Here is a 14,229-nt window from a genome sequence, read left to right on the forward strand (position 1 = left end):
GAAGCAGCCCCAACAAGCCCATGCGCCAGAGTGTCAGTGCCCGCCGGCGCAGGTCGGCGAGGCCGGGGCTGCGTCGATTTTCGCCCATTCATCAGGCGTGTAGGTATGCAGCGCCAGCGCATGAAACTCGCTCATCAGGTCACCCAGGGTGGCGTAGACCTTCTGGTGGCGCTTGACGCGGTTGAGCCCCTCGAACTGCGGGCTGACCAGCACGGCCTTGAAGTGGGTCTGCAACCCACGGCTGTGCATATGGCTTTCATCCAGCACGCTCAAGTGGTCGGTGCCCAGGGCGGCAAGCGCCGTTTCGATACGCTGTTGCATGGTCATTCCTGCTTACTTCTTCTTGGCCGGTGCGGCGGCTTTTGGCGTCAGCTCGTTGGTCATGTCTTCCAACAGCTTGTTCACCACCGGCACGGCGCTTTCCAGCTTTTGCTGGGTCATCTGGGCCGATTGCTGGGTCAGTTGCGGCATTTTTTCCAGGACTTTCTTGCCCAGTGGCGACTGGTAGAAGGCAACCAGGTCCTTGAGTTCGGATTCGCTGAAGTTGGTGGTGTAGAGCTTGACCATGTCAGGCTTCAGCTTTGGCCAGCCGATAGCCTGGTCCAGGGCGGCGTTGGCCTTGGCCTGATAGCTGTCCAGTACGGACTGCTTGGCGGCAGGCGCCTTGGTCTGTTCGAAACGCTGGGCGAACATTTGCTGCACTTGCATGTACACCGGGGTACCCAGCTTGTCGGCATGGGCCAGGGTAAGGAAGGCTTCGGCACTGGCGTTGTGGCTGGCGGTATCGGCAAAAACCTGGCCGCTGGCGCAAACCAGAGCAACCGCGGTACAGATGGCACGAAGACGAGTCATCGAGTTTCCTTTTCTAGCAGGCGAGGTAAGACCCCAAGGGCGCCCATTCTGCGCCTAAAAAACGCCATGGCTCAACCCCACGCCTTGTAGGGCCTGGATTTGCGGCGCCCAATCCGATGAAAAGTCTTTTAGGGGAACCCCCAGGGCTCATCACAGCCTAAACTGCGCAAACGAACCTGAAGGAGTGTGCCCGATGAGCCGTATCGAAACCGACAGCCTGGGAGAAGTCCATGTCCCGGATGACGCTTACTGGGGCGCGCAGACCCAACGCTCGCTGGTGAACTTCGCCATCGGCGAACAACGCATGCCCCTCGCGGTACTGCACGCCCTGGCCCTGGTCAAGAAAGCCGCGGCACGCGTCAACGACCGCAATGGCGACCTGCCTGCCGACATCGCCCGCCTGATCGAACAGGCCGCCGACGAAGTGCTGGCGGGTCAACACGACGACCAGTTCCCCCTGGTGGTCTGGCAGACCGGCAGCGGCACCCAGAGCAACATGAACGCCAACGAAGTGATCGCCGGCCGCGCCAATGAGCTGGCGGGCAACCCGCGCGGCGGCAAGAGCCCGGTGCACCCCAACGATCATGTCAACCGCTCCCAGAGTTCCAATGACTGCTTCCCGACCGCCATGAGCATTGCGACCGTACAAGCAGTGCATCAGCGCTTGTTGCCGGCGATCGCGACACTGTCCGGCGGGCTGGCCGAGTTGGCCGCGCGGCATATGAAGCTGGTGAAGACCGGTCGCACCCACATGATGGATGCCACGCCGATCACCTTTGGCCAGGAACTCTCAGCCTTTATCGCCCAGCTCGATTACGCCGAACGCGCGATTCGCAGCGCCCTGCCCGCCGTGTGCGAGCTGGCCCAGGGCGGCACCGCCGTCGGCACCGGGCTGAATGCGCCCCATGGGTTTGGCGAGGCGATTGCCGCCGAACTGGCGGCGCTGTCGGGACTGCCGTTTGTCACGGCGCCGAACAAATTCGCCGCCCTCTCCGGCCACGAGCCGCTGGTGACCCTGCATGGCGCGCTGAAAACCCTGGCCGTGGCCCTGATGAAAATCGCCAACGACCTGCGCCTGCTGGGCTCCGGCCCGCGCGCCGGGCTGGCGGAGGTGAAGTTGCCGGCCAACGAACCGGGCAGCTCGATCATGCCCGGCAAGGTCAACCCTACCCAGTGCGAAGCGCTGTCGATGCTGGCCTGCCAGGTCTTGGGCAACGACGTGACCATCGGCATCGCCGCCAGCCAAGGGCACTTGCAGTTGAACGTGTACAAGCCGGTGATCATTCACAACCTGCTGGAATCGATCCGCCTGCTGGCCGACGGTTGTAATAACTTCCAGGAACACTGCGTGGCCGGGCTCGAACCTGACCCCGTGCAGATGGCCGCACACCTGGAACGTGGATTGATGCTGGTCACAGCGCTCAATCCGCACATCGGCTACGACAAGTCCGCAGAGATCGCCAAGAAGGCTTACGCCGAAGGGTTGACGCTTCGGGAAGCGGCGCTGGACCTGGGCTACCTCACCGATGCGGAATTCGACCAATGGGTTCGACCGCAAGACATGCTGGGCGCCTAGCCTAGGACGTCACCCGTAACCGCCGGGCCTTGAGCCCGGCGAGCAACGACGGCGCCAGCGCCACGGTCGCCGAGCCCAGTACCACCACCAACGCCCCGGCATACCCCAGGGCGTTGATTTCTTCGGCCTGCACATATTCGGGCCACAGCCAGGCCGCCAAGGCCACCGCCACAAACGTCACCAGCGGCGTGAGCGACAGCGTCGCACTGACCCGCGAGGCTTCCCAGTGGGCGAGCGCTTCGGCAAAGGCGCCATAGGCCACCAGGGTATTCATGCAGCACGCCAGCAACAGCCAGCCTTGCAGCGGGCTCAGGTCCAGTGCCTCCAAGGGATGTGCCCAGGGCGTGAGCAACAAGGCGCAGGTGAGGTAGATCACCATCATGACCTGCAACGAATTCCACACCGTCAGCAGCTGTTTCTGACCCAGGGCGTAGAACACCCAAATAGAGGTGGCGAGCAGGATCGTCAGTACCCCGGCCGTATAGGCGCCGAGGGACGTCAGCAACTCTTCCAGGCGCTGATTGAAGAACAGGCCAAAGCCTGCGATCAACACAAACAACCCCAGAACCTGTCCGCGACTGAAGCGCTCCTTGAACACAAACACACTGGCGATCATCAAAAAGATCGGCCCCATCTGCACCACCAACTGCGCGGTGCCGGGGCTGAGCATTTTCAGGCCCACCAGGTACAACACATAGTTGCCCACCAGGCCACACACCGCCATCCCCACCAGCCAGCCGCCCTTGGGGCCCAGCACCTTGCGGCTGGGCAGGCGCTTGGTAAGCGCCAGGTAGATGAACAGGCAACCACCGGCCACGGTCAGGCGAAACCAGGTGACGGTGATCGGGTCCATCACCTGCAGGACCTGTTTGAGTTTGATCGGCAGAATGCCCCAGAGCAGCGCGGTCAGAAGGGTCAGGAGAAAACCATAGACCCAGCGGCCGGAAGAGATGTGCATGAGCGCCCCAGAAGCCAGAGGAAGTGGAGCGGGCATTCTAGGGGCAAGCGCACAATTGTAGATACGCCGCAGTTCAAAATAGGGAAGCAGGGTGGGTGTAGTGAGTAGGCTTGCCCTGCGCTGGGCTGCGAAGCGGCCCTGACCCAGGCGCCGCGTTCTTTCAGGCAGAACTGATTGGCAGGTTTTGGGGCCGCTTCGCGCCCCAGCGCAGGGCAAGCCTGCTCACCACACCAAGCCTGCTCACTACACAAGTCCGCTTCCGGTTCTAGCGCACGGCTTCGAAGAGCCCCGTCGCGCCCATGCCGCCGCCCACGCACATGGTGACGATGCCGTAGCGCAGATTACGCCGCTGCAACTCACGCACCAAATGCCCGACCTGCCGTGAACCGGTCATGCCGAACGGGTGCCCGATGGAGATCGAGCCGCCGTTGACGTTGTACCGGGCATTGTCGATTTCCAGGCGATTGCGCGCATACAGGCACTGGGAGGCGAACGCTTCGTTGAGTTCCCACAGGTCGATATCCGCCACCTGCAACCCCTTGGCCTTGAGCAGCTTAGGCACCGAGAACACCGGGCCGATGCCCATCTCGTCCGGCTCGCAGCCCGCCACGGTAAACCCACGGAAAAACGCCTTGGGCTTAAGCCCCAGGGCCAGGGCTTTTTCCAGGCTCATCACCAGGGTCATCGACGCACCGTCGGAGAGCTGCGAGGAGTTGCCCGCCGTCACCGAGCCGTCTTCGGCGAACACCGGTTTCAAGCCCTGCAAGCTGACCAGCGTAGTGTCGGGACGGTTGCAGTCATCGCGATCAACGACGCCGTCAAGCACCTGTACTTCGCCGGTGTTCTTGTCCTCGACCTTGTACTTGACCGCCATCGGCACGATTTCATCGTTGAACAGCCCATCGGCCTGGGCCTGGGCGGTGCGCTGCTGGCTTTGCAGGGCATACAGGTCCTGTTCTTCGCGGCTGACGTTGTAGCGACGCGCGACGATCTCGGCGGTCTGGCCCATGGGGAAGTAGAGGCCCGGCACCTGCTCTTTCAACAGCGGGTTGATCAGGTTGTCGGTGTTGACGCTTTTCAGGGTCAGGCTGATGGATTCGACACCCCCGGCGACGATGATATCGCTGCAGCCCGAGGCGATCTGGTTGGCGGCGATGGCAATCGCCTGCAACCCCGACGAGCAGAAACGGTTGAGGGTCATGCCCGCCGTCCCCGTGCCCAGTTGCGAGAGCACCGCCACGTTGCGGCCGATGTTGTAGCCCTGCGCGCCTTCGTTGGAACCGGCACCGACGATGCAATCTTCCACCGTGGCCGGGTCGATGCCGTTGCGGGCGAGCAGCGCGTTGACGCAATGGGCCGCCATATCATCCGGGCGGGTCTGGTTGAACTTACCGCGAAAGGATTTGGCCAGGCCGGTTCGCACGCTGTCGACAATCACTACTTCACGCATGGGCTACCTCGATCGTGTGGTGGTTGGATCGAGCATAGAGCCAGCCCCGCGCAACCGCGACGATCATTCACCCGGCGTATACAAAAGCATGGCCCGCGTGCTCGCCCTGCGGTGACCTGGGTTGTTGTGGTGATTGGGGCTGTTGTAGTGAGCAGGCTTGCCCTGCGCTGGGCTGCGAAGCGGCCCTAAAACCTGCCAATCAGGTTTGTCTGAAAGGACGCGGCGCGTGGGTTGGGGCTGTTGTGGTGAGCAGGCTTGCCCTGCGCTGGGCTGCGAAGCGGCCCCAAAACCTGCCAATCAGGTTTGCCTGATAGGACACGGGCCCTGGGTTGGGGCTGCTTCGCCGCCCAGCGCGGGGCAAGCCCGCTCACTACAATAGGCGAGCCTGACGGCCATTATTTCTTTTTCTTTTTATCGTGCTTGTCGGACTTGGCGAACGCCTCCTCCAAGGCCAGGTTGATGGTGCGCAACACCTTGACGCGCGCCCAGCGCTTATCGTTGGCTTCCACCAGGGTCCAGGGCGCGACTTCGGTGCTGGTGCGGTCGACCATATCGCCCACGGCGGCGCGGTAGTCATCCCACTTGTCGCGGTTGCGCCAGTCGTCTTCGGTGATCTTGAAGCGCTTGAACGGGATCTCTTCACGCGCCTGGAAGCGTTCCAGTTGGGTCTGTTTGTCGATGGCCAGCCAGAACTTGACCACGATCACCCCTGCGTCGCGCAGTTGCTCTTCAAAGTCATTGATCTCGCCATAGGCGCGCAGCCAGTCGGCCGGGGTGCAGAAGCCCTCGATCCGCTCCACCAGCACGCGGCCGTACCAGGAGCGGTCAAACACGGTGAACTTGCCCCGTGCCGGGATTTTCTGCCAGAACCGCCACAGGTAAGGCTGGGCACGTTCGTCTTCGGTGGGCGCGGCGATCGGCACGATATGGTATTGGCGTGGGTCAAGCGCCGCCGCCACCCGGCGAATCGCCCCGCCCTTGCCCGCCGCATCGTTGCCTTCGAACACCGTGACCAGAGCGTGCTTGCGCATGCGTTTGTCGCGCATCAGGCCGGAGAACCGCGCCTGCTCGGTGATCAGCTGCTCTTCGTAATCGTCCTTGTCCAGGTGCAGCGTCATGTCGAGGCTGTTGAGCAGGCTCATCTGGTCGACAGCCGACGGCAACGGTGCCGGGTTCATGCCGCTGGCCTTGCCCTTGGGCAGTTTCAAGGCGTTTTGCAGGCCTTCGAGCAGGATCTTGCCCACGGTGAGGCTGCGATAGTTGCTGTCGACGCCTTCGATCACATGCCACGGCGCGTAGTCGCGACTGGTACGCCGCAGCACGCGCTCGCCGAAATGCACGAACTTGTCGTAGGTCTCGGACTGCTGCCAGTCTAACGGGCTGATGCGCCAGCTGTGCAACGGGTCATCGGCCAGGGCCTTGAGCCGCGCCTTCATCTGCTTCTTGGACAGGTGGAACCAGAACTTGAAGATCAGCGCGCCTTCGTCGCAGAGCATTTTTTCCAGGCGTTCGGCGCCGGCAATGGCCTGGTCAAGCCGGGCGTCCTTGATCTGCCCATGCACCCGGCCTTGCAGCATCTGGCTGTACCAGTTGCCGAAGAAAATCCCCATGCGCCCTTTGGCCGGCAGTTGGCGCCAGTAGCGCCAGGCAGGTGGCCGGGCGAGTTCTTCGTCGGTCTGCTGGTCGAAAGTGCGCACTTCAATCAGGCGCGGGTCCATCCATTCATTCAGCAGCTTGACCGTCTCCCCCTTGCCGGCGCCTTCGATGCCGTTGATCAGGATGATCACCGGGAAGCGCTTCTGCTGCTGCAGTTCGTACTGCACTTCCAGCAAGGCTTCGCGCAGGGCCGGCACTTCGGCCTCAAAGGTGTCTTTGTCGATGGCGTGACCGATTTCGGCGGATTCGAACATGGGCAGCTCCGTTTCAAGATGGCTCAAGACTAGCGGATTGGGCAACGCCGTGCGGGAGGAAATTCCACGCATGCTTGCCGTAGGTCAATTCAACGCTTGTTGATCAGCTAGAATGGCCGCCTTGCCTTTGCCTGCTTCTATTGCCTATGAGTCGCCCATGAACCCCGTTACCCACGCCCAGCTCGACTGGGATGAGCAAGGTCGCCCACACTCGCGGGTCTTCGACGATGTGTACTTCTCCGACAAGTCGGGCCTTGAAGAAACGCGCTACGTGTTCCTCGAACAGAACCGTTTGCAGGAGCGCTTCGCCGCCCTGCCGGCCCAGGGCCACTTGGTAATTGGCGAAACCGGTTTCGGCACGGGGTTGAATTTTCTCTGCGCCTGGCAGTTGTTCGAGCAACACGCCGTGGCCGGTGCCCGCCTGCATTTTGTCAGCGTGGAAAAGTACCCGCTGAGCCACGCCGACCTGCAGCGCGCCCTCGCACTCTGGCCGGAACTGCAGCCGTTTGCCGATCAGTTGCTGGCGCAGTACATCGCCATTCATCAAGGCTTCCAACGGCTGGTGTTGGCTCACGGCCGCGTGACGCTGACGCTGCTGATCGGCGACGCCCTTGAACAGCTGCCCCAATTGGACGCCCAGGTCGACGCCTGGTTTCTCGACGGGTTTGCCCCGGCCAAGAACCCCGACATGTGGACCGCCGAGCTGTTTGCCGAACTGGCGCGGCTGGCGGCCCCCGGCTCGACCATCAGCACCTTTACCAGTACCGGCTGGGTGCGCCGCTTGATCAACGCCGCCGGCTTCAAGATGAAGCGCACGCCGGGCATCGGCCACAAGTGGGAAATCCTGCGCGGCGAGTTTCTCGGCTGGCCCGCCGAAACGCCCGCGCCGGAAGCTATCAAACCCTGGTTTGCCCGCCCCGCGCCGCCGCCCGGCGCGCGCACGGCCCTGGTGATCGGCGGCGGCCTGGCCGGCTGCACGAGCGCCGCCAGCCTGGCGGCGCGCGGCTGGCAGGTGACGCTGCTGGAGCGTCACGCGGCGCTGGCGCAGGAAGCCTCGGGTAACCCGCAGGGCGTGCTGTACCTCAAGCTTTCGGCGCATGGCACGGCGCTGTCGCAATTGATCCTCAGCGGCTTCGGCCATACCCGCCGGCTGCTCGAACACCTGCACCGTGGCGTCGACTGGGACGGTTGCGGCGTGCTGCAACTGGCGTTTAATGCCAAGGAGGCCGAACGCCAGGCGCAGCTGGCCCAAGCCTTCGCGCCGGAGCTTTTGCACGTGCTGGATCAGGCGCAGGCCCAGGCGCGCGCCGGCGTGGCCTTGGAACACGGCGGGCTGTTTTTCCCCGAAGGCGGCTGGGTGCATCCGCCGGCACTGTGTGAGTGGCAAGCGTCACATCCGCTGATCACGCTGTTGCAGCATCGCGAGGCCCTTGAGTTGCGCCAGGTCGATGGCCAATGGCACGCCCACGACGGCCACACCCTGCTGGCCAGCGCCAGCGTGGTGGTACTGGCCGGCGCCGCCGAGATCAACCGCTTCCCGGTCAGCGCCAAGCTGCCCCTCAAACGCATTCGCGGGCAAATCAGCCGCCTGCCGCAAACCCCGCAAAGCCAGGCACTGGCCACGGTGGTGTGCGCCGAGGGTTACGTCGCGCCTGCGCGCTTGGGGGAACATACGCTCGGCGCCAGCTTCAACTTCGCCAGCGAAGACCTCACCCCCAGCACCGCCGAACACCTCGGTAACCTGCAGATGTTGCGGGAAATCTCCGTTGACCTGCTGCAACGCCTGCACGCCGACACCCTTGACCCCGAGCACCTGCAAGGCCGTGCGGCCTTTCGCTGCACCAGCCCCGACTATCTACCGATTGTCGGGCCACTGGCCAACCGCGAGGCGTTCCACCTGGCCTACGCGGCGCTGCGCAAGGATGCTCGGCAAGTCCCGGACATTGCCTGCCCCTGGCTCGATGGCCTGTACATCAACAGCGGGCACGGCTCGCGAGGTTTGATCACCGCCCCGCTGGCGGCAGAGCTGCTGGCCGCCTGGCTGAATGATGAACCGCTGCCCGTCCCCGCCAGCGTCGCCCACGCCTGCCACCCCAACCGTTTTGCCCTGCGGGGATTGATCCGGGGCACGTCCTGAGGGTTTTACACACTGCACGCTTGGGCAAGTCGCCGGTCAGTTGAAGAAGGGCCGCCAGCTTCATCTCGGAACTCAAGGGTTGGGGTGTTCCAGAGGGTACGGCCGGCATGGCAATTGTCCGTATGGCAGGTGTTTCGCCAAACCTTATCAACGGGCTTGAGGCTGTTGCGCCTACCTATCTAACACCCCTCGACTGACGCATTACCGCACTGATGCCCAATCGCCTTATAACCGATCGTTCTAAAACTCCCACCCACCACACGGGTCAGTTTCTCAACGCCCGGCCTTTTTGGCGTGCGGCATTTCATCCCTCCCCAACGGAAAAACCGGTAAGGAATTTATGTGCGGATTAGCTGGAGAGTTACGTTTCGATGCCCAACCTGCCGACCTGGCAGCTATTGAGCGCATCACCCATCACCTGGCCCCGCGTGGGCCCGACGCCTGGGGTTTTCATGCCCAGGGGCCTGTGGCGCTGGGCCATCGGCGCTTGAAAATCATGGACCTGTCGGATGGCTCTGCCCAACCGATGGTCGACGCCCAACTGGGGCTGTCCCTGGCGTTCAACGGCGCGATCTATAACTTCCCCGAACTGAGAGAAGAGCTGGAAGCCCTCGGCTACGCCTTCTACTCCGGCGGCGACACCGAAGTGCTGCTCAAGGGTTATCACGCCTGGGGCGAAGCGCTGCTGCCCAAGCTCAATGGCATGTTCGCGTTCGCCATCTGGGAACGTGATGCCCAACGCCTGTTTATTGCCCGCGACCGTCTGGGCGTGAAGCCGCTGTACCTGTCGCGCACCGGCCAGCGCCTGCGCTTTGCGTCGGCCTTGCCGGCGCTGCTCAAAGGCGGGGATATCAACCCGATCCTCGATCCGGTGGCACTCAATCACTACTTGAACTTCCACGCCGTGGTGCCCGCGCCGCGTACCTTGCTGGCAGGCATCGAAAAACTGCCGCCGGCGAGCTGGATGCGCATCGACGCCAACGGCAAGACCGAGCAGAAAACCTGGTGGACCCTGCCCTACGGCCCACATGACGATGAACGCAACCTGAGCCTGGAAGACTGGACTGACCGCGTACTCGACAGCACCCGCGAAGCCGTGGCCATCCGCCAACGCGCCGCCGTGGATGTCGGCGTGCTGCTGTCCGGCGGCGTCGATTCGAGCATGCTCGTGGGCTTGCTGCGTGAAGTCGGCGTGCAAGATCTGTCGACCTTCTCCATCGGCTTTGAAGACGCCGGTGGCGAGCGTGGCGACGAGTTCCAGTACTCGGACCTGATCGCCAAGCACTACGGCACCCGTCATCATCAATTGCGCATCGCCGAAAGCGAGATCATCGAGCAACTCCCGGCGGCGTTCCGTGCCATGAGCGAGCCGATGGTCAGCCATGACTGCATCGCCTTCTACCTGTTGTCACGGGAAGTGGCCAAGCATTGCAAGGTGGTGCAGAGCGGCCAGGGCGCCGACGAACTGTTTGCCGGTTACCACTGGTACCCGCAGGTGGACGGCGCCGCCGATCCCTACGCCGCGTATCGCGATGCGTTTTTCGACCGCAGCTACGACGACTATGCCGCCACCGTCGCGCCAAAATGGCTGACCGCCAACGACGCCGCCGGTGACTTCGTGCGCGAGCACTTCGCCATGCCCGGCGCGGATGCGGCAGTGGACAAAGCCCTGCGCCTGGACAGCACGGTCATGCTGGTGGACGACCCGGTCAAACGCGTCGACAACATGACCATGGCCTGGGGCCTGGAAGCGCGTACGCCGTTCCTCGACTACCGCTTGGTTGAGCTGTCGGCCCGTGTACCCGGCAAGTTCAAGTTGCCCGACGGTGGCAAGCAGGTGTTGAAAGAGGCCGCGCGCCGCGTGATCCCGAGCGAAGTGATCGACCGCAAGAAAGGTTACTTCCCCGTGCCAGGCCTCAAACACTTGCAGGGCGATACCCTGAACTGGGTGCGTGAATTGTTGCTGGACCCGAGCCAGGATCGCGGCCTGTTCAATCCCGCCATGCTCGACCGCTTGCTGACCGACCCGCAAGGCCAATTGACCCCGCTGCGCGGCTCCAAGCTGTGGCAACTGGCGGCGCTGAACCTGTGGCTCAGCGAACAAGGAATCTGAGTAATGAAACCTCTCGCAGCGGCTTACAGCCAACGCTTGTTGAAGGGCCAGGCGCCGACCTATGAGCGCCTGCAGGCCCGCCTGGCGGAAGATGGCAGCCCCTTGGCAGCCGAGCCGATTGCCGTGCATTGCGGATGGGGCCGCTTGTTGATCGGGCACACCTTTCCCGACCCGGCGACCCTGGCCCAGGAACTGCTGAATGAACAGCCGGGCGAGCGCGACATCGCACTCTATGTGGCTGCACCGCAGCAGATTCTCGGGATCGATCCGCAGCAACTGTTCCTCGACCCGTCCGACACGCTGCGCCTGTGGTTCACCGACTATCGGCCGGCCACCCGGGTATTTCGCGGTTTCCGCATTCGTCGGGTGCAGACCGAAGCCGATTGGCTGGCCGTCAACCAGCTCTATCAAGGACGCGGCATGTTGCCCGTCGACGCCGAACGCCTTACGCCGCGCCATGCCGGTGGGCCTGTCTACTGGCTGGCGGAAGATGAAGACAGCGGCGCGGTGATCGGCAGCGTCATGGGCCTCAACCACCAGAAAGCCTTTCATGACCCGGAAAACGGTTGCAGCCTGTGGTGCCTGGCCGTGGACCCGCAGTGCACCCGCCCTGGCGTGGGTGAGGTGCTGGTGCGCCACTTGGTGGAACACTTCATGAGCCGTGGGCTGAGCTACCTGGACCTGTCCGTGCTGCACGATAACCGCCAGGCCAAGAACCTTTACGCCAAGCTGGGGTTCAGGGCGCTGACCACCTTTGCGATCAAACGCAAGAACGGCATCAACCAGCCGCTGTTTCTCGGCCCGGGTCCGCAGGCAGGCTTTAACCCTTATGCCCGGATCATCGTCGAAGAAGCGCATCGGCGCGGTATCGATGTGCAGGTGGATGACGCCGACGCGGGCTTATTCACCCTCAGTCACGGGGGGCGCCGTGTGCGTTGCCGTGAGTCGTTGAGCGACCTGACCAGCGCCATCAGCATGACCTTGTGCCAGGACAAGAGCCTGACCCACAAAGTGCTCAAGGCGGCCGGTTTGAAACTGCCGTCGCAACAACTGGCGGGCAGCGCCGATGACAACCTGGAGTTCCTCGACGAGCACCAGCGCGTCGTCGTCAAGCCGCTGGACGGTGAGCAAGGCCAGGGCGTGGCGGTGGATTTGCAGAGCATCGAAGAGGTGCAGCAGGCGATTGAAGCGGCGCGCCAGTTTGACAGCCGTGTGCTGCTGGAAAGCTTTCATGAAGGCCTGGACCTGCGCATCCTGGTGATCGGTTTCGAGGTGGTTGCGGCTGCGATTCGTCGTCCTGCGGAAGTGACCGGTGACGGTCAACATTCCATCGGCGCGTTGATCGAAGCCCAGAGCCGTCGTCGCCAGGCGGCGACTGATGGCGAAAGCAAAATCCCTGTCGACGCCGAAACCGAACGCACCCTGCACGCGGCCGGCTACTACTACAGCAGCATCCTGCCACGTGGAAAAACCCTGGCCGTGCGCCGTACCGCCAACCTGCACACCGGCGGTTGCCTGGAAGACGTCACCGCCATCCTGCACCCCACGCTGGTGGACGCCGCCGTACGCGCCGCCCGCGCCCTGGACATCCCCATGGTCGGCCTGGACCTGATGGTGCCTGCCGCCGACCAACCCGAGTACGTGTTTATCGAAGCTAACGAACGGGCCGGCCTGGCCAATCATGAACCGCAGCCTACTGCGGAAAAATTTGTGGATTTGCTGTTTCCCCATAGCTGAACGATCCGAACCCCAGGAGTCTTTATGAGCCGAACCATCCCAGAACCGGATCTGAATTACCTGCAAAAAGTCCTACTGGAAATGCTCGCCATTCCCAGCCCCACCGGGTTTACCGACACCATCGTGCGGTATGTCGCCGAGCGCCTGGAAGAACTGGGCATCCCCTTCGAAATGACCCGGCGCGGCACCATCCGCGCCACCCTCAAGGGCCAGAAAAACAGCCCTGACCGTGCGGTGTCCGCCCACTTGGACACCATCGGCGCCGCCGTGCGTGCGATCAAGGACAACGGCCGCCTGAGCCTGGCGCCCGTAGGTTGCTGGTCGAGCCGGTTTGCCGAAGGCAGCCGCGTCAGCCTGTTTACCGATAATGGCGTGATCCGTGGCAGCGTGTTGCCGTTGATGGCCTCCGGGCACGCGTTCAACACCGCCGTGGATGAAATGCCGGTGAGTTGGGACCACGTCGAGTTGCGCCTCGACGCCTACTGCGCGACCCGTGCCGATTGCGACTCCCTGGGCATTGGTATCGGTGACTATGTGGCCTTCGACCCGCTGCCGGAATTCACCGAGAGCGGGCACATCAGCGCCCGCCACCTGGACGACAAGGCCGGCGTCGCCGCCCTGCTCGCCGCGCTCAAGGCCATCGTCGACAGTGGCGAGCCCTTGCTGATCGACTGCCACCCGCTGTTCACCATCACCGAAGAAACCGGCAGTGGCGCAGCGGCCGCCCTGCCCTGGGACGTCAGTGAATTTGTCGGCATCGATATCGCTCCAGTCGCTCCCGGCCAGCACTCCAGCGAGCATGCGGTGAGCGTGGCCATGCAGGACTCCGGCGGGCCGTATGACTATCACCTGTCCCGTCACTTGCTACGTTTGGCGTCTGACCACGAACTGCCGGTGCGCCGCGACCTGTTCCGCTATTACTTCAGCGATGCGCACTCGGCCGTGACCGCCGGGCACGACATCCGCACTGCACTGCTGGCGTTTGGTTGCGATGCGACCCACGGCTATGAGCGCACCCATATCGACAGCCTCGCGGCGCTGAGTCGCCTGTTGGGCGCCTACATTCTCAGCCCGCCGGTGTTCGCCAGCGATGCGCAACCGGCCCAGGGCTCGCTGGATCGGTTCAGTCATCAGATCGAGCACGAGACGCAGATGGAGAGCGACACACGCGTGCCCTCGGTGGACAGCCTGGTCGGCAATAAGTCCTGACGCTGGCAACTCTGATCCCGGCGCAGTAGGATCGCCGGGATCCATCACCCGAGGCTTGTATGCTGATTCCCTACGATGCACTTGAAGTCGACACGCTGACGCGCCTGATCGAAGACTTCGTCACCCGTGACGGCACCGACAATGGTGACGACACGCCCCTGGAGACCCGCGTGCTGCGCGTACGCCAGGCGCTCACCAAGGGGCAGGCGCTGATCGTGTTCGACCCGGACAGCGAGCAGTGCCAGTTGATGCTCAAGCACGACGTGCCCAAGCATCTGTTCGACTGA

At 63.3% G+C, this 14,229-nt stretch carries 11 protein-coding genes; 6 read left to right on the forward strand and 5 right to left on the reverse strand.

Features of this window, described 5'->3' with window-relative positions; translation table 11 throughout:
• Positions 1 to 33: 33 nt before the first annotated feature.
• Both QCBJ_RS26875 and QCBJ_RS26880 read right to left on the reverse strand, forming a co-directional pair.
• A complete protein-coding gene (locus QCBJ_RS26875) occupies positions 34 to 327 on the reverse strand; it encodes a BolA family transcriptional regulator (RefSeq protein WP_015885082.1) in 294 nt (97 codons plus the stop codon).
• A 6-nt stretch (positions 328 to 333) separates the two neighbouring features.
• A complete protein-coding gene (locus QCBJ_RS26880) occupies positions 334 to 852 on the reverse strand; it encodes a DUF2059 domain-containing protein (protein WP_015885083.1) in 519 nt (172 codons plus the stop codon).
• A 193-nt stretch (positions 853 to 1,045) separates the two neighbouring features.
• Here QCBJ_RS26880 and QCBJ_RS26885 point away from each other — a divergent pair, with 193 nt between their 5' ends.
• Complete coding sequence (locus tag QCBJ_RS26885) at positions 1,046 to 2,428, forward strand: class II fumarate hydratase (RefSeq protein WP_046036071.1); 1,383 nt, start codon at positions 1,046 to 1,048, stop codon at positions 2,426 to 2,428.
• Between the two features lies 1 nt (position 2,429).
• On the opposite strand, the gene QCBJ_RS26890 is transcribed toward QCBJ_RS26885, so the two are convergent.
• The 3 genes from QCBJ_RS26890 to pap form a co-directional block, all read right to left on the reverse strand.
• The gene (locus QCBJ_RS26890; protein ID WP_015885085.1) at positions 2,430 to 3,386 is read right to left on the reverse strand and encodes a DMT family transporter; all 957 of its coding nucleotides are present in this window, start codon (positions 3,384 to 3,386) and stop codon (positions 2,430 to 2,432) included.
• 265 nt (positions 3,387 to 3,651) lie between these two features.
• Positions 3,652 to 4,836, reverse strand: a complete 1,185-nt coding sequence (locus tag QCBJ_RS26900; protein ID WP_102061945.1) for a thiolase family protein — start codon at positions 4,834 to 4,836, stop codon at positions 3,652 to 3,654.
• Positions 4,837 to 5,231: 395 nt separating this feature from the next.
• Positions 5,232 to 6,746 carry a polyphosphate:AMP phosphotransferase gene (gene pap / locus QCBJ_RS26905; protein ID WP_015885087.1) on the reverse strand — a complete coding sequence of 505 codons (1,515 nt, stop codon included), beginning with the start codon at positions 6,744 to 6,746 and terminating at the stop codon, positions 5,232 to 5,234.
• A 157-nt stretch (positions 6,747 to 6,903) separates the two neighbouring features.
• On the opposite strand from pap, the gene mnmC reads away from it, so the two are divergent.
• From mnmC to QCBJ_RS26930, 5 genes are all read left to right on the forward strand, one after another.
• Complete coding sequence (gene mnmC, locus QCBJ_RS26910) at positions 6,904 to 8,883, forward strand: bifunctional tRNA (5-methylaminomethyl-2-thiouridine)(34)-methyltransferase MnmD/FAD-dependent 5-carboxymethylaminomethyl-2-thiouridine(34) oxidoreductase MnmC (RefSeq protein WP_102061946.1); 1,980 nt, start codon at positions 6,904 to 6,906, stop codon at positions 8,881 to 8,883.
• A 340-nt stretch (positions 8,884 to 9,223) separates the two neighbouring features.
• Positions 9,224 to 10,996 (forward strand): N-acetylglutaminylglutamine amidotransferase, encoded by a 1,773-nt coding sequence (locus tag QCBJ_RS26915; RefSeq protein ID WP_102061947.1) that lies wholly within the window; start codon positions 9,224 to 9,226, stop codon positions 10,994 to 10,996.
• A gap of 3 nt (positions 10,997 to 10,999) precedes the next feature.
• Positions 11,000 to 12,733, forward strand: coding sequence for an N-acetylglutaminylglutamine synthetase (gene ngg / locus QCBJ_RS26920; RefSeq protein WP_102061948.1), 1,734 nt, complete (start codon positions 11,000 to 11,002; stop codon positions 12,731 to 12,733).
• A gap of 24 nt (positions 12,734 to 12,757) precedes the next feature.
• Positions 12,758 to 13,942 (forward strand): osmoprotectant NAGGN system M42 family peptidase, encoded by a 1,185-nt coding sequence (locus QCBJ_RS26925; protein ID WP_015885092.1) that lies wholly within the window; start codon positions 12,758 to 12,760, stop codon positions 13,940 to 13,942.
• Positions 13,943 to 14,001: 59 nt separating this feature from the next.
• Positions 14,002 to 14,229: a YheU family protein gene (locus QCBJ_RS26930; RefSeq protein WP_003236706.1), complete on the forward strand. Its 228-nt coding sequence runs from the start codon at positions 14,002 to 14,004 to the stop codon at positions 14,227 to 14,229.

The sequence above is a fragment of the Pseudomonas sp. QC2 genome, assembly GCF_002859085.1.
GTDB classification, from domain to species: domain Bacteria; phylum Pseudomonadota; class Gammaproteobacteria; order Pseudomonadales; family Pseudomonadaceae; genus Aquipseudomonas; species Aquipseudomonas petroselini.

Bases quoted from the DNA above. Each gene is read 5' to 3' on its own strand.
- QCBJ_RS26890 (WP_015885085.1), bottom strand. From the start codon at position 3,386: ATGCACATCTCTTCCGGCCGCTGGGTCTATGGTTTTCTCCTGACCCTT.
- QCBJ_RS26875 (WP_015885082.1), bottom strand. From the start codon at position 327: ATGACCATGCAACAGCGTATCGAAACGGCGCTTGCCGCCCTGGGCACC.
- pap (WP_015885087.1), bottom strand. From the start codon at position 6,746: ATGTTCGAATCCGCCGAAATCGGTCACGCCATCGACAAAGACACCTTT.
- QCBJ_RS26930 (WP_003236706.1), top strand. From the start codon at position 14,002: ATGCTGATTCCCTACGATGCACTTGAAGTCGACACGCTGACGCGCCTG.
- QCBJ_RS26880 (WP_015885083.1), bottom strand. From the start codon at position 852: ATGACTCGTCTTCGTGCCATCTGTACCGCGGTTGCTCTGGTTTGCGCC.
- QCBJ_RS26915 (WP_102061947.1), top strand. From the start codon at position 9,224: ATGTGCGGATTAGCTGGAGAGTTACGTTTCGATGCCCAACCTGCCGAC.
- QCBJ_RS26900 (WP_102061945.1), bottom strand. From the start codon at position 4,836: ATGCGTGAAGTAGTGATTGTCGACAGCGTGCGAACCGGCCTGGCCAAA.
- QCBJ_RS26885 (WP_046036071.1), top strand. From the start codon at position 1,046: ATGAGCCGTATCGAAACCGACAGCCTGGGAGAAGTCCATGTCCCGGAT.
- ngg (WP_102061948.1), top strand. From the start codon at position 11,000: ATGAAACCTCTCGCAGCGGCTTACAGCCAACGCTTGTTGAAGGGCCAG.
- mnmC (WP_102061946.1), top strand. From the start codon at position 6,904: ATGAACCCCGTTACCCACGCCCAGCTCGACTGGGATGAGCAAGGTCGC.
- QCBJ_RS26925 (WP_015885092.1), top strand. From the start codon at position 12,758: ATGAGCCGAACCATCCCAGAACCGGATCTGAATTACCTGCAAAAAGTC.